The sequence below is a fragment of the Pseudomonas sp. W5-01 genome, from assembly GCF_046540435.1.
Lineage (GTDB): Bacteria > Pseudomonadota > Gammaproteobacteria > Pseudomonadales > Pseudomonadaceae > Aquipseudomonas > Aquipseudomonas graminis_B.
Genome location: NZ_JAXCIP010000004.1, coordinates 476,404 through 497,470 on the forward strand (window position 1 = coordinate 476,404; position 21,067 = coordinate 497,470).

Below are 21,067 nucleotides of genomic sequence, written 5' to 3' on the forward strand. Positions count from 1 at the left end.
GGGTAAGCGCAGTCCTACAGGTGCCCGCGACGATTCCGGGCATCACCGCTCGTAGCACCCGACCTAGCGCTTGTAGCTTGACGCCGCCTTGAAAAGCTATACTCGTCGGCTTTTCCGACTCAAAGCAGATCAGGTTCCCGCCTCGCATGGACAAGACCTACCAGCCGCACGCCATCGAAACTTCCTGGTACCAGACCTGGGAGTCCGAAAACTATTTCGCTCCGCAAGGCGCGGGCGACTCGTACACCATCATGATTCCGCCGCCGAACGTCACCGGCAGCCTGCACATGGGCCACGGTTTCAATAACGCGATCATGGACGCCCTGATCCGCTTCCGCCGCATGCAGGGTCGCAACACCCTGTGGCAGCCGGGCACCGACCACGCCGGTATCGCCACGCAGATGCTGGTGGAGCGCCAACTCGAAGCCTTGGGTCAAAGCCGTCACGATCTGGGTCGCGACAAATTTCTCGAAAAAGTCTGGGAGTGGAAGGATCAGTCCGGTGGCAACATCAGCCGCCAGATCCGTCGCCTGGGCTCGTCGGTCGACTGGAGCCGCGAGCGCTTCACGATGGACGACGGCTTGTCCGAAGCCGTTAAGGAAGCCTTCGTGCGCCTGCACGAAGACGGCCTGATCTACCGTGGCAAGCGGCTGGTCAACTGGGACACCAAGCTGCACACCGCAATCTCCGACCTCGAAGTGGAAAACCACGACGAGAAGGGCCACCTGTGGAACCTGCGCTACCCGTTGGCCGATGGCGCAAAGACCGCTGAAGGTCTGGACTATCTGATCGTCGCGACGACCCGCCCGGAAACCATGCTCGGTGATGCGGCTGTCGCCGTGAACCCGAACGATGAGCGCTACAAGGCGCTGATCGGCCAGTTCGTTGAGCTGCCGCTGGTAGGCCGTCGCATTCCGATCATCACGGACGACTATTGCGACCCTGAGTTCGGCACCGGCTGCGTGAAGATCACCCCGGCCCACGACTTCAACGACTACGAAGTCGGCAAGCGACACAACCTGCCGCTGCTGAACATCTTCGACAAGAACGCTGCCGTTCTGCCCGCTGCCCAGGTATTCAACCTCGACGGCACGCTGAACGACACCGTCGATGGCACCCTCCCCGCTGAATACGCCGGCCTCGACCGCTTCGAAGCGCGCAAGCAGATCGTGGCTGCGTTCGACGCCGCCGGCCTTTTGGTCAGCGTCGACGACCACGCCTTGAAAGTACCGAAGGGCGACCGCTCCGGGACCATCATCGAGCCGTGGCTGACGGATCAGTGGTACGTGTCGACCAAGCCGCTGGCCGAACCTGCCATCGCCGCCGTTGAAGATGGCCGCATCGCCTTCGTGCCCAAGCAATACGAAAACATGTATTTCTCCTGGATGCGCGACATCCAGGACTGGTGCATCAGCCGTCAGCTCTGGTGGGGCCACCGCATTCCGGCCTGGTACGACGAGTCCGGCAAGGTCTATGTCGGCCGCGACGAAGCCGAAGTCCGCGCCAAGCACAACCTCGGTCCTGATGTTGCCCTGCAGCAGGACAACGACGTGCTCGACACTTGGTTCAGTTCCGGCCTGTGGACGTTCTCCACCCTGGGCTGGCCGGAGCAGACCGATTTCCTGAAAACCTTCCACCCGACCGACGTGCTGGTTACCGGTTTCGACATCATTTTCTTCTGGGTCGCCCGGATGATCATGCTCACCATGCACTTGGTGAAGAACGAAGACGGCACGGCGCAGGTGCCGTTCAAGACCGTGTACGTTCACGGTCTGGTGCGAGATGGCCAAGGCCAGAAGATGTCCAAGTCCAAGGGCAACGTCCTTGATCCCCTGGACATCATCGACGGCATCGAGCTTGAAGCCCTGGTGCAGAAACGCACCTCCGGCATGATGCAGCCCAAGCTGGCCAAGAAGATCGAGAAGCAGACCCGCGACGAATTCGCCGACGGCATCGCCAGCTACGGCACCGATGCCCTGCGCTTCACCTTCTGCTCGCTGGCTTCCACGGGCCGTGACATCAAGTTCGACATGGGCCGCGTCGAAGGCTATCGCAACTTCTGCAACAAAATCTGGAACGCCGCGCGCTACGTCCTCGACAAGGGCGAGGACTGCGGTCAGAACGGCGAGGCGTTCGAGCTCTCGCTGCCGGATCGCTGGATCATCTCGCAGCTGCAACGCACTGAAGCCGAAGTAACCCGCCAGCTGGATCAGTTCCGTTTCGACCTCGCGGCGCAGGCGCTGTACGAGTTCATCTGGAACCAGTATTGCGACTGGTACCTGGAGCTGTCCAAGCCGGTTCTGTGGGACGAGACGGCGCCGATCGAGCGTCAGCGCGGCACCCGTCGCACGTTGGTGCGCGTGCTGGAAGTCGCACTGCGTCTGGCGCATCCGTTCATGCCCTTCATCACCGAAGAAATCTGGCAGCGCCTCGCGCCGCTGGCGGGCGTTGAAGGCAAGACCATCATGCTGCAACCGTGGCCGGTGGCGAATGAAGCGCGCATCGACGTCGCAGCAGAAGGCGACATCGAGTGGCTCAAGAGCCTGATGCTCGGCGTGCGCAATATCCGTGGCGAAATGAACATCGGCCCGGGCAAGCCGCTGCAGCTGTTCCTCAAGAACGTCAGCGCCGAAGACCAACGCCGCCTGAACGAGAACGAGCACCTGCTGAAGAAGCTGGCCAAGCTTGAATCGTTCACCGTGCTGGAAGCCGGCGCTGAGGCACCCCTGTCGGCGACCGCACTGGTCGGTGAGATGGAAGTGCTGGTGCCGATGGCCGGCCTGATCGACAAGGACGCCGAACTGGCGCGTCTGGACAAGGAAATCCAGCGTCTGCAGGGTGAAGTGCAGCGGGTGGGCGGCAAGCTGTCCAATGCCGCGTTCGTCGACAAGGCGCCGCCTGAGGTGATCGCCAAGGAACGCGCGAAGATGGCCGAAGCGGAACAGGCGCTGGGCAAACTGGCAGAGCAGCACGCGCGGATCGCGAGCCTGTAATCCGATCAAATCAGCCGGCCTGAATTGCAGGCCGGTTGACGACCATGACCCCTGTAGGAGTGAGCTTGCTCGCGATATCGGTCTATCAGCAACCCAACCGTTGACTGACACACGATGATCGCGAGCAAGCTCACGCCTACAGGGGTTGTGCCTTCATGAGAATGCATCACCGATGACCAGCCCCGACGCCCCCAAACCGCCACGCAATCCCCCGCGCAAGAAAGCCAAACCTGCTCAACAGGCGAAGCCTTCCACGCCACGCGAGAAAGCCACTCTGCACCCGCGCAACCGCCATCAAGGCCATTACGACTTTCCGCGCCTGATCAAAGGCAGCCCCGAACTGGGCACATTTGTGATCCTCAACCCCTATGGCAAAGAAAGCATCGATTTTGCCAACCCGGCAGCCGTGAGGGTGTTCAACCGCGCCTTGCTTAAAGCGTTCTACGGCATTGCCCATTGGGATATTCCGGCGGACTACCTTTGCCCGCCAATCCCGGGACGGGCGGACTACCTGCACTTTCTCGCGGATCTGCTGGCGGAACGCAACGACGGGGTCATCCCGCGCGGGGCGTCCGTCACTGCGCTGGACATTGGCACCGGCGCCAACTGCATCTACCCGCTGATCGGTCAAGGCGAGTATGGCTGGTCGTTCCTGGGCTCGGACATCGACAAGGTCGCCCTTGCCTCGGCAACGACCATCGTCAAAGCCAACGGCTTGAGCAAGAGCATCAGCTTTCGGCATCAGACTGACCAAAAGCACATCCTGACCCACTTGCTGCAGCCCGATGAGCGCTTCGACATCAGCGTGTGTAACCCGCCCTTCCACGCTTCCGCTGAGGAGGCGTTGAGCGGCAGCCAGCGCAAATGGCGAGCCCTTGGCAAGGCAGACCCCAAACGCAAATTGCCGGTGCTGAATTTCGGCGGTCAGGCGGCGGAGTTGTGGTGCGAAGGGGGCGAGGCGCGCTTTGTGACGCAGTTGATCAGCGAAAGTGCGCACGTCGCGAAACAGGTGCTGTGGTTCAGCACGCTGGTGTCCAAAGCGTCGAATCTGCCGCTGATTCAGAGCGCGCTGAAAAAAGCCGGTGCGGTCGAAAGCCAGACGGTCGAAATGGGGCAAGGGCAGAAGCAGAGTCGCTTCGTTGCCTGGACCTTCCAGGACAAGCCGCAGCAAGCCGCCTGGCGGGCAACGCGTTGGGTTTCACCGCGCTAGGTCGCCGACGACCGAAGCGATAACCGAATCGCAGGCACAAAAAAACCGTGTCCGGATCGCTCCGTCACACGGTTTCCTCAACCAAGCAGCGTTTTCGCTTACTTGTTGACCGAGTCAGTCAGTACTTTGGCTGGTACGAACTTGACGACTTTCTTGGCAGCGATTTCGATGGCTGCGCCAGTCGAAGGGTTGCGGCCAGTGCGTGCTGGACGCTCGGTGACTTTCAGTTTGCCGATGCCTGGCAGAGTGATTTCACTACCGTTTTCCAGTTGGTCAGCGACGATTTGACCCAATTGGTCGAGAGCGTTGCGCGCGGTGGTTTTCGGCGCGTCGATTGCTTCTGCGATATCGGCGATCAATTGGTCTTTAGTCAGAGCCATGGTGGTGTTCCTTCCCTATCAAATTCGAATGGTTTGCAGAGTGTGGTACAGACGCGAAATGTAGATACTGTAAACGGCCTTTGGTTCGGCCGAACGCCCACAAACTGCACGCCTGGCGCGCTTGGGCGCTCAGGACCGGGCAAAACTAGCACAGCGCAACGCAAATATCCGCCCCTACCTACCCATTTGGTCAGCTTTATCGCCCGAGAGGCGTAAAAAAGTCATATTAATGGGCTCAGGTCAGCGTTTTCGGCCCTTCCAGAGCGTTCCGCACCCCGTCTGCGGTACACTTGCCGACTTTCGCACGGGCCTGGTCTGGTCCCGTTCAGTTCCACTTCAGCCGCCGAGAATTCCATGCCGATCCGTCACGCCATCGTCCACCTGATCGACAAAAAACCTGACGGCACGCCCGCCGTGCTCCATGCCCGGGACTCGGAACTCGCCGAATCCCAGGCCATCGAGAACATGCTGGCAGACCTTAACGAGAGCTATAACGCCAAACAGGGCAAGGCCTGGGGTTTATTCCATGCCGAATCCGGCGCGCACCCGTTCAGTGGCTGGCTGAAGGAATACCTGGATCAAGGCAAGGATTTCACCCAGTTCAGCCGCATCGCGGTCGAGCATCTGCAGAAGCTGATGATCTGGCACCTGGAGAACGTTAAATATTTGTGCTATGCCTTACAGACATTTAGACGCTCAGGCGCTTCAAAGGCTGCTTAAGGTCCCTTAGCTCTGCCTGAGAGCACGATAGGCGCCGATACTGGGGGCCGCAGATGGAACTTGTGTGGGCTACTGAAGATTTGGTGATCGACGGGCAACCCTATCCAGGATTCCCTATTCTGCTCTGGGGCTCGATGGAGAGTTGCGCACCCGCCAATCAGTTCTTCCGACACTACTTACTTCGTGGAGCTATTGGCTCCAAGCGGTCCTGGCCCAGTACCGGACGCGCCCTATACGACTTCTTCAGCTTTCTTGAAGCTCACAACATTAGCTGGCTCGACGTAGAGCGTGGCGAAGCCAAAAGCCTTGCCGCGGCCTATCGGGACTATTGCTTGACGACATGCAAGCTGGCACCGAACACCACTCGCCAACGCCTGACTTACATCTGCAAGTTTTACGAATATGCGCTGGAGAAGGGTTGGGTGAAACGTCTCCCCTTTGCCCACGAGGAACGCGCCGTACGGAGCAGAAAAACCTTCCTTCAACATGTCGACGGCAGCGGCGGCATGACTATGGCAAACGACGTGATGCCACGCAGGCAGAATGCTTTGCCCAAGTTTTTGAGCATGCCTGAGATCAAGTTGCTCTTGGCAGCAGCGGAAAATCCCCATCACCGAATGATGATGCGCCTCGCTTTGCATACGGGCCTGCGCCGGGAGGAAATCGCAACCTTCCCACTGGCCTATGTTTTCGATCCAGACAAGGCACAAGGAAGAGAGCGTAACCTGCGCATCTGTCTCGACCCATTTGACGGAAGCGGCATGGCGACGAAGGGCAGCAAGCCGCGAACCATTTACCTCAGCCGCGCGTTCATCGCCGAACTCTATCGCTACGTGGCCAAGGTACGTGGGGAGCGCGTTTCACTGAGCAAGCCCCCGCAAAAAGCGCTATTTCTCAACCAATTCGGGGCCCCCTATGCAGAGGATGGCAAGAGCCTCAACCGGATCATCAGCGAAGCCGGTATGCGGGCTGGTATTAAAGTCCATACGCATATGCTCCGGCATACCTACGCTACGCACACGCTGGTCAGCCTTCAGCGGAACCCCGCGAACGGACTGGATCCCCTTGTGTTCCTTCAGGGACAACTCGGTCACAGCTCGATTCAGACGACTATGGTGTACCTGCATCTGATCAACGAAATGGCCGACGAAGCCGTGCTGGCCTATGACGATGAGTTGAACACACTGGCGGGGACAGCCTGATGAGCAAGCGCAAGGTGTTTATCATGACCGACCTCAGCGCTCCCCAGGTCGAACACCACCACGACGCGGCCGGCAATGTGACCATCCTGCCCCAGTCTATCTCTGAGATAAACAGTATCGTCGAGCTTGGACTGAATACGTCTAGGAGTCGTCGCTTCGACTTTGCTCGCTGGTACGGCGTCGGCATTGATACCGTCACTTACGCATGTCAGCGCCAAATCGAACGCTTCATGGCCGGGCAGGATGGCGCCATCACCTCCACCACCGTGGCAGGCTACTGCGTAAATGGACTGCGCAACTTCCTCGACTGCTGCATGCTGCGGGCAATCGGTTTTGGCCGTGACTTACTTTTGACCGACATAAACCGGGACTTGATCGACGGTTACCTCGGGCATCTGGCGGGGCTAGGCGTAGCAACAACGTCTCAAAAGGCGCTTTACACGCAAACTAAGCCGGTACTACTTGCCTTGGGGCGACGTGGGCTGATTCCTCTGATCGCCTCCGGCGATATGGCCACCTTCCCAAGCACGCCCTTCCCGAATAGTAACCACAAGTTCAAAAGCGAGACCGCATTAACCAACACAGAACGACAAGCCTTCACTGCGGCATTGCGGCAAGCCATCAAACCGATATGGACCGAAGGCGTGTCTGTTACCGGCGAGCTGCTAGCCATCGCACTGTTGGTTGTGGCGCTGCACACCGGACGTAATAACACGCCACTCTTGGAAATGGGCCGTAACTGCCTACGCCCGCACCCGAAAGATGACACGGTATTCCTGGTTCTATGGAAGCGGCGAGGGTACAACACCAGCAAGGTGGCGCTCCGCGCCGAGACGGACGTCGAACAGCTTCTTGAATCCACGCCGAGCGTAAGAACCAGCGTGGAATGTCTGATTCGTCGAGTGATGGTCTTGACCGAACCTCTGGATGCGGAGGCTCCGGCTGACCTCAAGGGCCGGGTATGGCTGTATCGCACTCGCGCCGCGAAAAATGTCGGCGACGTCACAGCATTGAATTCAGCAGCGGTGGCAGTCGCTGTAACCCGACTTGTAGCTAAATATAGTCTGACCGACAGCGATGGGGAGCCGCTGCGCATTAACATCTCACGCCTGCGCAAGACGTTCGCCAGCAGTATATTCGAGCTGACCGGCGGAGACGTCGCAACCACCGCCGCCGCACTAGGAAACACCCTTCAGATCACCGACCAACACTATCTAGCGCCCACTGAAGAGGCCCGTCGCAACTGGCAGTTCATGGGAGAGGTATTGGTACAGGAGTTACGGACTCGGACCATCGGTACAACTTATCGAGACACTCCCATGGGACGCTGCGCCGACCCGGAGAACGGCCACTACGCTCCTAAGCGAGAGGGTGCGACTTGTATGAACTTCATCAACTGCCTGCGCTGTAAGCACTACGCGGTGACCGCCGAAGATTTGTACAAACTGTTCAGTTTCTACTTTCGCGTGCTGTCCGAACGCTCGCGCATGGATAAAAGGCTCTGGGCACGGCAATACGCCCACATTCCCCGCTTAATCGATCACTACATCATTGACGAAGGGCTGAGGCGCGGCACTTTCAAAGCCGCAGCGGTGGAAGCCGCACGTGAGCATGCTCGCACCCAGCCACATCCGTTCTGGTCGATTGATCTGATCGATAGCCTGGAGGTATTTGCATGAACGACAACCTTCTAGCAGTACCGCTTTGGGACGCCGTCACAGCGCAACCTAGCGATGTGCGAGGACTCCACGAACGCGACACCTTAATCATTAGCGCGACCCAAATTGATGGGCTTTGGGTCATCCTCAGCCGGTATGGCGACGACATCTGGCAGCTCGACGGCTTCAGTAGCAACGTGCCGGCCTGCGAGAAACGAATGGATTTCAACCTCGTACCACTGGTGTTTCGAGCGGTTATGAAAGCGATGATGTACCGCTACCTACGACGTGGGCGCCGAGGGGGCTCGCGGCCTAAAGGTAGCTCAATGAAAAGTTTTTTCTACGCAACGCTGCCATTCTTACGCCATCTGGCGGCACTTAAGCTCAATCATTTTGGCGCGGTGACACCTATGGTCTGCGCAGTCTATGTGAATACCTGCAAGGCGTACCGGCAAATCAGCCGACATCATGGCAAGCCACTATCGCAACGTGGACTGGAAGACCGCTTAAAGGCAGTCGAAGCGCTCTATGAACTTAGTCAATACACCGACGACCGAATGCCGATGCACCCCTGGCCCGATACTTCCGCGAAGGCGTTGGCGGGGCTTACCCGTCTTGGCGCTCAAGAAAGCAAAACGCCACTGATGCCCGACGATCTGTTCTGCTCTCTATTCGAGCGAGCCTACCAGCAGGTTGAGCGCGGTCAACAACTGCTTGACCTTCGCGATGCACTACATGCGCTCACGGTGCAGCGAAAGGGGCAACCATACACAACAGTCAATGTTGCAAAGAACCGCCACCTGGATGCTCTTGGTTGGGAGGGTGGCCTGAAAACACTCAACAAAGCACTGATTGATTTGCGTACGGCCTGTTACATCATTCTGGCCAGCACCTCCGGCTGCCGCAACCACGAGCTGGCGAATGTACAATCGGGTTCGCACTTGCGCACCCAAGACAATCAGGGCACGGTCTTCCACTGGATGCGTTCAAGCTCGAACAAGACCGATGAGGGCATCCATCACTGGATGGTCCCCGAGGCGGCTGTACGCGCGCTGCGTGTGATGGAGCGCTGGGCCCTGCCATATCAGGCCATGATCACCGCCGAACTCCTGCGGCGACGCCGGTCTAACCCGTCTGATTCGCAGATCGTCGAGGCAAACAAACATCGCCATGCGCTCTTCCTCGGCGTGGCTCAGGGAGGCGACCAAGTACGCACACTTTGCAACGCTACTTGGAACTGCTACCTGAAGGCGTTCGTTAAAGATTGCGGGCTGAGCTGGAACCTTAGCAGCCATCAATTCCGCCGCAAGTTCGCCAACTACGCCGCGCATAGCCGCTTCGGTGACTTGCGCTACCTCAAGGAACATTACGCGCACTGGACGCTGGACATGACTTTACGCTACAGCATGGACGACAGCTGGGGGCAGCATCTGGATCTTGAGCTGTATACCGACATTCAGACCGAGTTGGATGGCATCAAACTCGGCGTGGTAGACGACTGGTTCGGTGACTCGCCTCTGGCCGGGGGCTATGGCCGCACCCTCAAGCAGTGGCAACGAGAGCCGCAGAACTTGCTGATATTCAAGGATCATGCCTCGATGTTGAAGTCCATTGCCGAGAGCACTGCAATTCGTAGCAATGGACATGCTTGGTGCACGGCGGACAATGACGGATGTATCGGCAATACCCTAGAGCGCACAAGATGCGGCAACTGCAATAACGCCGTGATCGGGAGTAGGCACACGGCGATCTACCAGCGGCTCTACGAGGAGTTGAAAGGTCTGCTGCATTGCCCAGACATTGGCGACGGCGGCCGCCAACGCGTTGAGCGCGACCTGACTCGATGCCATGACGTACTAACACAGTTGGGCATGCATCTGGAGACTCCGCTCGCATGAAGTCCACGAAAAAGCAAGCCCACTACAAGCCGGCTGAGGATCGCGAAAAGGATCTGCGGCTCGCCCTTTATCGTATCCAGAAAGGTCGCCCCCATTTCGGGGAAACCAAGATTACTATCGCCGCAGTCGCCCGCGAGGCAGGCGTATCAACAGCGTTGATCCACAACTACTACCCAAAGGTTGCTGAAGCTATCCGCGAAGCTCAGGGGCGGTCCAGTCGTACTGTACGTGATATGAAACATCACGACTTGATTGCTGAGCGCAAGAGATCCGCAGCCTTCCGTCATGAGATAGAGGAACTGCGGGCCAAAATCGCCAGTCTCGCGTCCTTCAACGAAATGCTATTGGACGAGAACCGTGTGCTCAAAGCCAAGGTGAGCGACAGTAAGGTGACGGATCTGAGTTCAGCGGCGTTTTAACTGATCAATGAGTTGAGTTGGCAAGCCTTTAATGATCAAGGTACCGGCGGCTTCGTCGTATTCGATCTTTTCGCCCAGTAAGTGCGCCTCGAAGCTGATCGACAGCCCTTCGGCGCGCCCGGTGAAGCGGCGAAACTGGTTCAGGGTGCGTTTGTCGGCCGGAATCTCTGGCGACAAACCATAGTCACTGTTTCGGATGTGATCGTAGAACGCCTTTGGGCGGTCCTCGTCGATCAGGCTAGAGAGCTCTTCGAGAGTCACCGGCTCGCCAAGCTTGGTCTGCGTGGTGGCGTAATTGACCAGGGTCTGGGTCTTCTCCCGCGCGGACTCCTCTGGAAGGTCCTCTTTTTCGACGTAGTCACTGAAGGCCTTCAGCAGAGTACGGGTCTCGCCCGGGCCGTCGACTCCCTCCTGACAACCGATGAAGTCGCGGAAGTACTCTGAGACCTTCTTGCCGTTCTTGCCCTTGATGAACGAGATGTACTGCTTGGAGTTCTGGTTGTTCTTCCACTCCGACAGGTTGATCCGCGCCGCGAGGTGCAACTGGCCGAGGTCCAGGTGGCGCGACGGGGTCACGTTCAGTTCGGCGTTCACCGCCACGCCTTCGCTGTGGTGCAGCAGGGCGATGGCGAGATATTCGGTCATGCCTTGCTGGTAGTGGGCGAACAGCACATGGCCGCCGGTGGAGAGGTTGGATGCCTCCATGAGCGTCTGCAAATGCTTTATGGCCACGCGGCTGAAGCTAGTGAAATCCTGACTACCGTCGAAATACTCTTTCAACCAGCCGCTGAACGGGTAAGCGCCGGACTCTGCATGGAAGAACCCCCAGGCCTTGCCTTGTTTGGCGTTATAGCTGTCGTTGAGGTCAGCCAGCAGGTTCTCGATGGCGACCGACTCGGCAAGCTCGGAGTCGCGGGCGTGGAGAACTGCAGGTGTGCCGTCAGGTTTTTTGTCGATCAGATGAACAATGCAATGACGGATAGGCATCAGAGCGTTTCCTGTATGGGGAGTTATCAAGAAAATCTGCACGGAGTAGACAGACGGAAGCGTTGCTTTAAGCGCGGTATCCACCGGCAGTGCAAGACGCGTTACGCCAACTATCATGGGGCAAGATCGGTAACTTTACTGTAACAGCGGACATCCTGCTGCCGAGGATGCCCCTCATGATGTGAGGGCCGCTCAGGACCTGCGGGAAATTAAGCCCCACATCAAAGCTCAGCGCCGGCTTAGTACCATTGGCCTGCCGCGTCATGGCGCTGCATATCGTCAGGCGCCAAGACTGGCATCTGCAACTGATAGCGACGCGATCCATTCCTGCGCTATTCTGAACATTCTACCAATGGCCAAGTGCCCATCGCCGCTTCAAGGAATGAACCTCGTGCGTATTGAGTCTGTAAGCTTGTCTGGATTCCGCTGCTTTGGCCCGAACCCCATCACCGTAGATGTTTCGGTAGAAATCACGACCATTGTAGGTCCGAACGCAGCGGGAAAAACCGCACTCTTGCACGCCATGCTGAAGTTGTTTGGGGTGACTCGAGCACAGCGCACAATTCTAAGGTCAGATTTCCACTTAGGGCCTGATGATGACCCTGAGAGTCGTGATTCCAAGCACCTCTTCATTGAGGTTTCGATCGCTTTTCCAGAACTAAAAAATGGCACCGCAACCGCAGAAACGATCGCACCGTCGTTTAAGCATATGCTGATTGATCGCGCAGAAAAGCCGCCTATATGTCGTATGCGCCTAGAAGCGCAGTGGGATGACGACGGGACGGTTGAGGGCGAGGTCTCACAAGAGCTCTTCTGGGTCGATACGCTCGATGAACAACCGGAAAATGACAAACGCCACCCCGTCGCGGTGGCAGACCGTGGTCTGATCCAGCTTTACTACACGCCGGCCAGTCGTGATGCGGCCGCGCAGACCCGAGCGACTACCGGTGCATTAGCTGCTCGTTTGTTACGTGCGATTGAATGGTCATCCGATACGGAGGATGCAGTTCAAGAAGCCACAGAAAGCCTAACGGCTGCTTTCGAAGATGAATCTGCAATCGCCGCTATAACTAAAGCGCTTCAAACTCGATGGTCTGATCTTCACGATGAAGTTGTTGATACGAATCCTAGGCTTAGCCTAGTGAGCCGTCGCTTTGAGGACGTCGTCAACAAGATCGCTGTAGTGTTTGAACAGGGAGCCGATGGGCGTGAGCGCGGGATTGAGGCCCTCAGTGACGGTCAGCAATCACTCTTCTATTTTGCGCTGGCAGCAGCTGTATTTGACTTGGAGCGAGAGGTCGTCGCTGGTTCAGTTGAGGGCTTCCGTGACAATGCATTGCGTATTCCCGCACTCTCCATTTTCGCCTTGGAGGAACCTGAAAACCACCTTTCTCCCTATTTCTTAGCGCGCATCATTCGTCAGGTCCGATCTTTAACCGACCAGAGCCGCGCGCAGGCCATCATCACCAGCCACTCACCAGCAGTGCTCAGTCGCGTGAACCCGCGTGAGGTGCGTTACTGCCGATGTGAGCCTAAGACACGGGTCTCGACTGTCAAAAAGATTAGGTTTCCAGTCAACGAGGTAGATGCGAGCAAATTTGTTCGGGGAGCCATGCTGGCGTATCCGGAGCTCTATTTCGCTCGATTTGTACTGCTTGTTGAGGGAGATTCTGAAAGGATCGTTCTGCCAATTCTGGCCGAAGCGCTCGATTTGCTGATTGATCCGGCCTTCGTTGCCATCGTCCCCTTGGGAGGGCGCCATGTGCAGTATTTCTGGCGTTTGCTAAAACACCTGGGTATCCCTCATGCCACCTTGCTCGATCTAGACCTTGGCCGTGATGGCGGAGGGTTTGGTCGGATTAAAACCGCCATTCAAAAGCTAATTGAGTTTGACGTGCCAAAAACCGCAGTACTTAAGATTGATAAAGGCATTTTGAGTGATACAGATCTTGAAGAAATGCACGAGTGGTCAACTACTGGTGATCACGCAAACCTCCAGGCATGGATTAGCAACAACTTGAGGCCGCATGGTGTGTTTTTCTCTGCGCCTTTGGACCTCGACCTAGCCATGCTTCAGGCATTCCCTGACGCGTATGCGGGAATCATCCCAAAAGGAGGCGGACCGCGCATGGCTGAGGAAAAGGCCGCCGATGCTGTACTAGGCACCGCAGGTCCGGGACTCGGCGCTTACACAGGTCCGTTCGAAGTGTATAAAGCGCTGTTACCGGCTTACCGATACCACTTTCTCACCAATAGTAAGCCGGCCACCCATTTGGCAGCGCTATCGCGGGTAAAGCAGAAGGACCTACGTGAAAAAATGCCGGCAGTTCTAGCTGAGGTGCTCAAGCACATAGAAGCTTCATTGAGGCGCGACTAGTTATGGCCGTTTCGTCACTTCGAGTTCGACCAGAAGATTGGACGCCGATTGGGGTAAAATCTCTTGAAGCCAATGCTCTTAAAGTCGTCAGAGCGGGCATAAATCAATCCGTCATAGCTGGCCCAGGGGCAGGTAAAACCGAGCTACTGGCACAGCGTGCTGCCTTTTTACTCCAGACGGAGGCCGCACCAACGCCCCGGCGGATCCTCGCGATTAGTTTTAAACGCGACGCAGCCTCCAATCTAGCTGCTCGCGTCCGTAAACGTTGCCATAGCAGTCACGCCAGCCGATTCGACTCTATGACTTTTGACGCATTTGCAAAAGGGCTTCTGGACCGCTTCGGCCAAGCGTTACCCGAATTCTGGCGGCCACGCCCAGGTTACGAGATAACTACATACTACGAGAGAGATTATAGAAATTTTCTAGATCTAATTGCGGGATCTCCTCCAGGGGATATAGGTACGAAAGCCTCTCTGCGCGCGATTGGGGCGAAGTCGTTCGAGCGAAAGCACCTGCTGGGAGCCCCCCTACCCGTTGCGGCTTGGCCTAAGCCCGACGTCGCTCAATGGGCGATGGCGCGTTTTTGGCACTATTCACTACACGAAGGCAAGAAGAGTGTATTGACGTTCCCTATGATCGGCCGACTAGTAGAGCTCCTACTTCGAATCAACCCTATGGTGCGGGAGGCACTGCGACTCACGTATTCGCACTTATTCATGGATGAATTTCAAGACACAACTCAGGTTCAATACGATCTTGTGCATACAATTTTCTGTGGCACTGACACAGTCGTTACTGCTGTAGGTGACAACAAGCAGCAGATCATGCGCTGGGCATTGGCCATGGATGATCCCTTCTCCGAGTTTGACGCAGATTTTGGGGGACTTCGAACGACACTCTTCAACAACTATCGATCATCCCCTGACTTGGTTCGTATCCAGCACGTGCTAGCTCAGGCATTAGATTCAGGCGCGATGGAGCCGATATCCCAAACCGAAGGTACGATTGATGGGGAGAGCTGCGTAATCCTCGACTTTCGAAGCCCAAAAAATGAAGCGCGACATCTGGCTAAAACTATTTCAGCGGCCATTGCTGACAAGAAACTGCTCCCTCGCGATTTTGTCGTACTCGTTCGGCAGAAGGCCGGGGACTACGCAGATGTATTGAGACCAGCTTTTGAAGCTGAAGGCCTTTCACTAAGAAATGAGGCTGGAACTGCTGGACAAATCATGTTGCAGGAGTTGATGACCGAGGATCTGTCTAAGCACTTAGTTTCGCTTCTCCGTCTCGCAATGAACCCGCGCGCTGGACGCCACTGGTCTAACTGCCAGACATGGCTCGCTTTATTGCGCGGCGTGGCAGCCGATGAACCTGGCGCTCAGCAAAAACTAGCGACTGACTTGGACGCGTTCGCAAGAGCCCTCAGCGCGAACTACCCCACCCCTCCAGGCGATGAAGCTACATCAAGGTCATTGGTGACCGAGGTGCTGAACTTCTTAGGCCGTGAGCGTCTTAGCAGCTCCTATCCTAGCTATGCACACGGGGACTGGCTAGACACGGTTATAGATTCTGCAGTGAAACATTTATTAGATTGCTCTTTAAACAGTATCGACTGGTGCGCCACCCTAGATGCCTATGAAGGTCTCCACGCCGTACCACTTATGACCATTCACAAAAGTAAGGGGCTTGAATACCACACGGTCATATTCGTGGGCTTGGACGATGGTGCGTGGTGGAGCTTCTCTAATGATCAGATCGAAGCTACAGCAGGCTTTTTTGTCGCATTTACCAGAGCCAAGCAACGAGTCATCTTCACATACTGCAAGGATCGCGGTACTAGAACTAAAATCGCAACGCTTTACAATCTCCTAGAGCTAGCTGGAGTACGGATAACCTCTGTTTACTAGGCGTTAGTAGCAACGAAGTGGCGAAAGTGCGTTAGTCATAGCTAACGCACTGAATTATTATGGCAGGCCAAGAAATCACACCACAGATCAGGAGGCCTGTGCCGACTTGGCCGAAAACCCTTAGCGCATGCGATGGGTTTTAATTTTTTTTCGTGCCTCTCTCTCGCTCAGCACCAAGGACTCCATCACAAACAAGGTTAGGTTCCTCATGCAGTTTTCAAGCGCATCACAAAAAGTCAAGCGATGAGTTTCCTGAGCTTCAACTACAAGTGGTTCGAAGCTATCAAGGAATAGACTCCTCTCAAGAATATACTCGTCATCTTGAAAGGTCCCAAAAATAGCCTCTAGAGATTCATCTAGTTTTTTAGCATAAGCTACAGTGTAATAACTCCCATGATGCACTAGGCGATTCCTGATGAGATTAAGCAAACTCCAGGTTTTTGAAAGAGTCTCAAAATCTGCAAAAAACTTACTACGCTCCGCTAGCTTAATCGTGAAAATATCAAAAATCTTCTTGGCTTCTAGGACCTCTCTCAACTGCCGGGAGATTGCTTCTGCCGCAGAAGACTTTTCTCCGCCTACTTTACGACCAATTTCATTCCAATGAAGCCTGCTCAAGGTTTCCTCAAATAGGCCAAAGTAGCTCAAGTAAGCCGAGGAATTCAGAGCCGCCAATATAAGCTCTCTATTAGATAGCCCTACCTCATTGGAGCGCTCCTCAAAAATGTTACTGAAAAATGTTCGACCCTCATTATCTTGAACCATTATGCCTGGGTCGATCATAGCTGCGCGGGAATAATCGCGGAATATTTTTCGCCTGTGCTCGGAGCGTTCTGGCAGTTTCTGGATAAATTCATTAACGTCAGTATCTATATCTTCCCGGCTGCAACCCTCATAAGGGCCTGGCGTTAAAACCCCCTGAGAAAATACAGCGGGAACGGTGATCAGCGTATAACTTATCAAGAAGTTTTTGTAGTAGTAAGGGTCATTTGACTTGGCAGGTAGAACATCACAAAGAAAACTTGCAATTGGAAGCATAAACCTTATCCCTAGTTTATTGGTTTCGAAATTCCCTGTCGCGCCATACCTTCACAAAGACAAACTAAGGCGCAACGCAGCTCACCAATCCATATTAAAGCATTTCCCGTGCAATAGGTTACTGATTGGTATCCGTCCGGCCAAGTCATCTAGTGGAAGAAAGCAACTGCCTCTTCCGATCAACGCACATTATGGCGATGGCTGAGGTCGTCTTTGATGATGCAACAAGGTCAAGCGGTGGCTGTGGAAGCCCAAGAGGCGTTTGTTTGGTTCGACACCAATGCAGTCGCCCACAACTGAGCAAGGGACAAGCCAGTTTGAAAAAATATTGTTTCACGTCTCTGAAGGCTTCGCGTTATGACTCCGTGACGGATAGCCTGGAAGTTCCCTCAGCCGGGATGCACCTCCAACCATAAGTTGACAATCCCAAACGACGGAGCCACGAGCATTTTGCGCCTTGAAAACTAGGTCGATTCAGAATCGACTTTTCGCCAGTGCCTGTCGACGGTCGTAGTTCCAATGCCGAGTTCGCGTGCGATTTCCGTCTTGGTACGGCCTAAGGACTGCAGAGATTGAACGGCCTTACGATTGTTCTCGGCACGCTTGCCTCTCACGCCCTGGGCACCTCCGTTACTAGCCTCGCTACGCAACCTTCCGGCCCCGACATACTCCCTAACCTGACGCTCTTGGCTTGCTTGATACTGTTCTAGCTTCAGCATGGCCAGACGAGCTTCTACGGTGGTAAGAACCAGGCTCGGGGGTATACCTAAACACTCGCACAAGGATACGAGTTTGGCTATAGAGATGCTTTGGCGGCCTAGCTCTACGTTCGCGAGGTATTCGCGGCTGAGCGCCCCCGAGCAATCCTCTCTTCGAAGCCCGGCATCAACTCGAATTTCCCTTAGGGTCTGCCCAAGCGTCTGCAGATAATCCATCTCTCTTCCGTGCAACCACAAAAGAGAGCATGAGGCCATGCTTTGACACCCCGCATCGCTGGGCTATAACATGTATATGTGGGGCCACAAATGTCCTACAAGACTGGCCGGACAGCTTGGAGATGTAAGCTCGTCGTACTGATGGGCCCGTACAAGCCGTTCCGGCATTCCTCTCAACTGGGCCGCCATACGACGGACCGGCGAATTTGCGGCGGTGTGCTCATTGATCTACGTGCTTGACCCAGTTAGCAAGGCAGTTCATGCACGGTCGCACTGTGAAGTGGAAGACCTTAGCTTCCTATTGACCATTACCTCAATTCAGACCGGCCAGCGAGATCGAGCTGCGATAGTCCGTTGCGCTTACGAACTGCAGTCCTATTTAACTTGCGCCATGGATGTGAAGGTTGAGGAGGTGCAACTGCTGTGTCCGCCGAGCGTGAACGGCAGTGATGCTTGGAGCCTAGAACATCTGGAAAAAATCGCTTTTTACGAAGGGATCGGAACGGGCGAGTCCGCAGTTATTTATCAAACGTCTGGCAAAACCTACAAATTTGGCAATCTAGATCTACGCAAGAAGAAAACCCGGCGAATTTGGTATTCCGAACAGCACCTTTTTTCTCGTATTACTCAACAATCTCATCGGACTTTGGACATGCGAGAGCCGCATTTCTACGCATCCAAGGTGTGATAGAGCAATCATTTCGTCCTGATCTCACACAGTCGACTAACGACAGGCGTTAGCCAAGGTGCCTCCCTGACTGAATTAGAGCTAGCTTCAAACTCGCTACTGAATGCCAAGAAAATCGTCTGCTTCTCCGGAGCAGGTATTTCAGTGGAAAGCGGAATCCCTACCTACCGGGAAAAACAGACTGGATTTTGGGCCTGCCACAACCCCGAGCGTTTGGAAACAGCGAAAGCATTTCGAGAAAATCCAAGCCTGGTTTGGGGATGGTACTTGTGGCGACGACAACAGTTTTCGAAGGCTCAACCCAATGCAGCGCACTTGGCATTGCGCGAAATGGCCGGATCAATGCGAACCGTCTCTATCATCACTCAAAATATCGATGATCTTCACGAGAGAGCGGGCTCCGTAGATGTACTCCACCTGCACGGCAGCCTGTCCACACCAATGTGCTTCGCGTGTCATCGGCCTGGAATGGTGAGGAATGAGTCGGCCATTATGGAAGAAGGTGCACTAATAGAGCCTCCGCGATGCACAAGGTGCAATGGAAAACTACGCCCCGGTGTGGTTTGGTACGGTGAGAATTTGCTTCCAAGCGTCTGGAAGGCTGCATTGTCGTTGGTGAAAAGCTGCGACGTGCTTATTTCAGTCGGTACGTCTGGAGTTGTCACCCCTGCCGCAGATTTACCTAACATTGCTCTGGCTTGTGGCGCGACCGTCATCCACGTAAATACGGTTGATGTAGGGATGGGGGCGCCCAATGAAATCATGTTGATCGGTAGAGCTACACAAATCCTCTCTCACCTATCTGCTTTTTTGTCTCGCGAGCTCAATTCACCGTAACAAGTACTCACTCTGACTGTGTTTACTGCACCCGAACGCGACGTATTGATGAAACAGCCTGGCTAGAACGGACGGTGCGGAGCTCATTTTTCTATCCCATTAGCGGTTCTCGGAGGTTTGTGATGACGACTCCTAAAGAGCGCAGCCGCGCCGTGATTCATACGGAAGGCTTCCTCAAACAGCTCGCGCGGGATACTTCCCTCCCTGAAAAAGTACGCCGGGACGCCCACTTTTTGTAAGCGGATGGCGAACACACGTAAGCGTCCGCTCAACACACCTTGCGCAACTCAATGGGCGCCCAGCATTTTGATTTGCTTAGGAGCAGCAACCAGAGCGAGCCCCAGCAGCAGGTTCGAACAGTGACTCAACAATCGTACAGTCTGGAGTTTTCGAACCTAGGCATGTTGACTCACACGTGCTTGCCATTGATAGCAGCTCTATACGGATCTGCTGGAGCTTGGCGACCTTCGACTCTACTTCTGCCAAGTGCTTCTTGACCACCGACAGCGCATCAGCACACGGACGATCAGCATTTGCTGCGAGCGCAATGAGTTCTCGGATATCGTCGAGTGGAAAGCCCAATTCACGATTCTGCCGGATGAAGACGAGTCTTGAACGATGCTTTTCGGTATAGATTCGATGCCGCCCTGTCGACCGCAGAGCTGGAGGTAGAAGGCCTATTTTCTCGTAGTAGCGAATCGTTTCAATGTGGCAACCCGTTGATTTCGACAGCGCCCCGATTCCTGACATGCAAACTCCCCAAGCATTTTCTTGAATCTGTAGTAGCTACAGATATTAACCTGTCTTCAGAAAATAATTTCACGCGTTTGAAGGGCATTTCGTGGACAGAGAACAGCTAGAGAAGAACCAGATTCCCGTTTATTTCGTCGCGGTCATTGTCGCGGCCATCGGAGGCCTGCTCGCACCCAATGCGTCTCAAGCTCTAGGGGCGATGGTGACACCCGCCATCGCAGTGCTGATGTACGCCATGTTTCTACAGATTCCGTTCCTGGATCTCCGTAATGGGCTTGCGAATAAGCGTTTCATGGCGGCGTTGCTGACTGCCAACTTCGTGGCCATCCCCTTGCTGGTCTGGGCATTGACGATGGGGCTAACCGATCACCCTGCGATTTTGGTGGGTGCCCTGTTGGTTTTGCTGACGCCTTGTATCGACTATGTGGTGGTGTTTACCCATATCGGTAAGGGTGACTCCAAACTCACTCTGGCGGCGACGCCATTGCTACTTTTGCTACAGCTTGTGTTGTTGCCGCTTTACTTGGCCTTCATGCTGGGTAACAACTCAGCGGTAGCCATATCTATCGGCCCATTTATTGAGGCTTTTGTAGTGCTGATCGCTTTGCCTCTGGTCTTGGCGGTAGCAACGGCTACCGGGGCAAAGAGATCCAGCATTGTTGAGGGCTGGAATGATGCATGGACTTGGATGCCTGTACCGGCTATGGCGGCTGTGTTGGTCGTTGTGATCGGTTCTCAGATTTCAGCGGTGGTCAGAGACATGGACAAGCTGCTGCCCGTTATTCCCGTCTACATTGGTTTCATGCTCTTGGCACCGTTGGTGGGCGCGCTGGTGGCCGGCGGCTTTAAATTGCCGGCCAGCACGGCAAGATCAGTCGCTTTCAGCAGCTCGACACGAAATTCACTGGTAGTTCTGCCTCTGGCACTGGCCTTGCCTGATGAAATCAGAGGGCTCGCGGCGGCAGCAGTTATTACTCAAACGCTGATTGAATTGGTCAGCGAGCTAATCTACATCCGGGCAATTCCTGCTTTGTTGTGGCGCAAAATGTAGATGCCAAGGAAGGC

At 55.3% G+C, this 21,067-nt stretch carries 17 protein-coding genes and 1 pseudogene; 13 read left to right on the plus strand and 5 right to left on the minus strand.

The features are described from left to right. The first annotated feature begins 146 nt into the window (after positions 1-146). On the plus strand, positions 147-2,993 hold the full coding sequence (locus tag SLW75_RS15690) for a valine--tRNA ligase (protein WP_410934876.1): 2,847 nt from the start codon (positions 147-149) through the stop codon (positions 2,991-2,993). A gap of 172 nt (positions 2,994-3,165) precedes the next feature. Continuing rightward, a complete protein-coding gene (gene rlmF / locus SLW75_RS15695; protein ID WP_410934877.1) occupies positions 3,166-4,203 on the plus strand; it encodes a 23S rRNA (adenine(1618)-N(6))-methyltransferase RlmF in 1,038 nt (345 codons plus the stop codon). Between the two features lie 98 nt (positions 4,204-4,301). On the opposite strand, the gene SLW75_RS15700 is transcribed toward rlmF, so the two are convergent. After that, positions 4,302-4,583, minus strand: a complete 282-nt coding sequence (locus tag SLW75_RS15700; RefSeq protein ID WP_037014905.1) for an HU family DNA-binding protein — start codon at positions 4,581-4,583, stop codon at positions 4,302-4,304. A 354-nt stretch (positions 4,584-4,937) separates the two neighbouring features. On the opposite strand from SLW75_RS15700, the pseudogene SLW75_RS15705 reads away from it, so the two are divergent. The 5 genes and pseudogenes from SLW75_RS15705 to SLW75_RS15725 all read left to right on the plus strand — a co-directional run. Then, a pseudogene (locus SLW75_RS15705) lies at positions 4,938-5,222 on the plus strand (nucleoid-associated protein); the annotation flags it as partial. A gap of 134 nt (positions 5,223-5,356) precedes the next feature. After that, complete coding sequence (locus SLW75_RS15710) at positions 5,357-6,505, plus strand: tyrosine-type recombinase/integrase (protein ID WP_410934878.1); 1,149 nt, start codon at positions 5,357-5,359, stop codon at positions 6,503-6,505. Beyond that, positions 6,505-8,184 (plus strand): hypothetical protein, encoded by a 1,680-nt coding sequence (locus SLW75_RS15715; protein WP_410934879.1) that lies wholly within the window; start codon positions 6,505-6,507, stop codon positions 8,182-8,184. Before SLW75_RS15710 ends, SLW75_RS15715 begins: the two co-directional genes overlap by 1 nt. Then, positions 8,181-10,061 (plus strand): integrase, encoded by a 1,881-nt coding sequence (locus SLW75_RS15720; RefSeq protein ID WP_410934880.1) that lies wholly within the window; start codon positions 8,181-8,183, stop codon positions 10,059-10,061. The genes SLW75_RS15715 and SLW75_RS15720 overlap by 4 nt, the downstream gene beginning before the upstream one ends. Beyond that, positions 10,058-10,480 (plus strand): TetR family transcriptional regulator, encoded by a 423-nt coding sequence (locus tag SLW75_RS15725; RefSeq protein ID WP_410934881.1) that lies wholly within the window; start codon positions 10,058-10,060, stop codon positions 10,478-10,480. Before SLW75_RS15720 ends, SLW75_RS15725 begins: the two co-directional genes overlap by 4 nt. Here SLW75_RS15725 and yejK read toward each other — a convergent pair. Continuing rightward, positions 10,466-11,467 (minus strand): nucleoid-associated protein YejK, encoded by a 1,002-nt coding sequence (yejK, locus tag SLW75_RS15730; RefSeq protein ID WP_410934882.1) that lies wholly within the window; start codon positions 11,465-11,467, stop codon positions 10,466-10,468. The genes SLW75_RS15725 and yejK overlap by 15 nt on opposite strands. Positions 11,468-11,849: 382 nt before the next feature. On the opposite strand from yejK, the gene SLW75_RS15735 reads away from it, so the two are divergent. Both SLW75_RS15735 and SLW75_RS15740 read left to right on the plus strand, forming a co-directional pair. After that, a complete protein-coding gene (locus SLW75_RS15735; RefSeq protein WP_410934959.1) occupies positions 11,850-13,844 on the plus strand; it encodes an ATP-dependent nuclease in 1,995 nt (664 codons plus the stop codon). 2 nt (positions 13,845-13,846) lie between these two features. Further along, a complete protein-coding gene (locus tag SLW75_RS15740; RefSeq protein ID WP_122686222.1) occupies positions 13,847-15,751 on the plus strand; it encodes a UvrD-helicase domain-containing protein in 1,905 nt (634 codons plus the stop codon). A 120-nt stretch (positions 15,752-15,871) separates the two neighbouring features. On the opposite strand, the gene SLW75_RS15745 is transcribed toward SLW75_RS15740, so the two are convergent. Both SLW75_RS15745 and SLW75_RS15750 read right to left on the minus strand, forming a co-directional pair. Further along, a complete protein-coding gene (locus tag SLW75_RS15745) occupies positions 15,872-16,789 on the minus strand; it encodes a hypothetical protein (protein ID WP_410934883.1) in 918 nt (305 codons plus the stop codon). Positions 16,790-17,253: 464 nt separating this feature from the next. Then, positions 17,254-17,763, minus strand: coding sequence for a helix-turn-helix transcriptional regulator (locus tag SLW75_RS15750; protein WP_342345720.1), 510 nt, complete (start codon positions 17,761-17,763; stop codon positions 17,254-17,256). Positions 17,764-17,956: 193 nt separating this feature from the next. Between SLW75_RS15750 and SLW75_RS15755 the strand changes: the two genes are divergently transcribed. From SLW75_RS15755 to SLW75_RS15765, 3 genes are all read left to right on the plus strand, one after another. Next, the gene (locus SLW75_RS15755) at positions 17,957-18,412 is read left to right on the plus strand and encodes a hypothetical protein (RefSeq protein WP_342345722.1); all 456 of its coding nucleotides are present in this window, start codon (positions 17,957-17,959) and stop codon (positions 18,410-18,412) included. 66 nt (positions 18,413-18,478) lie between these two features. Continuing rightward, the gene (locus SLW75_RS15760; RefSeq protein ID WP_410934960.1) at positions 18,479-19,249 is read left to right on the plus strand and encodes an SIR2 family NAD-dependent protein deacylase; all 771 of its coding nucleotides are present in this window, start codon (positions 18,479-18,481) and stop codon (positions 19,247-19,249) included. 122 nt (positions 19,250-19,371) lie between these two features. Further along, a complete protein-coding gene (locus tag SLW75_RS15765; RefSeq protein WP_410934884.1) occupies positions 19,372-19,488 on the plus strand; it encodes a BPSL0761 family protein in 117 nt (38 codons plus the stop codon). A gap of 76 nt (positions 19,489-19,564) precedes the next feature. On the opposite strand, the gene SLW75_RS15770 is transcribed toward SLW75_RS15765, so the two are convergent. Then, a complete protein-coding gene (locus SLW75_RS15770; protein ID WP_002556006.1) occupies positions 19,565-19,999 on the minus strand; it encodes a MerR family transcriptional regulator in 435 nt (144 codons plus the stop codon). 91 nt (positions 20,000-20,090) lie between these two features. On the opposite strand from SLW75_RS15770, the gene SLW75_RS15775 reads away from it, so the two are divergent. After that, the gene (locus SLW75_RS15775; RefSeq protein WP_410934885.1) at positions 20,091-21,053 is read left to right on the plus strand and encodes an arsenic resistance protein; all 963 of its coding nucleotides are present in this window, start codon (positions 20,091-20,093) and stop codon (positions 21,051-21,053) included. Positions 21,054-21,067: the final 14 nt, after the last annotated feature.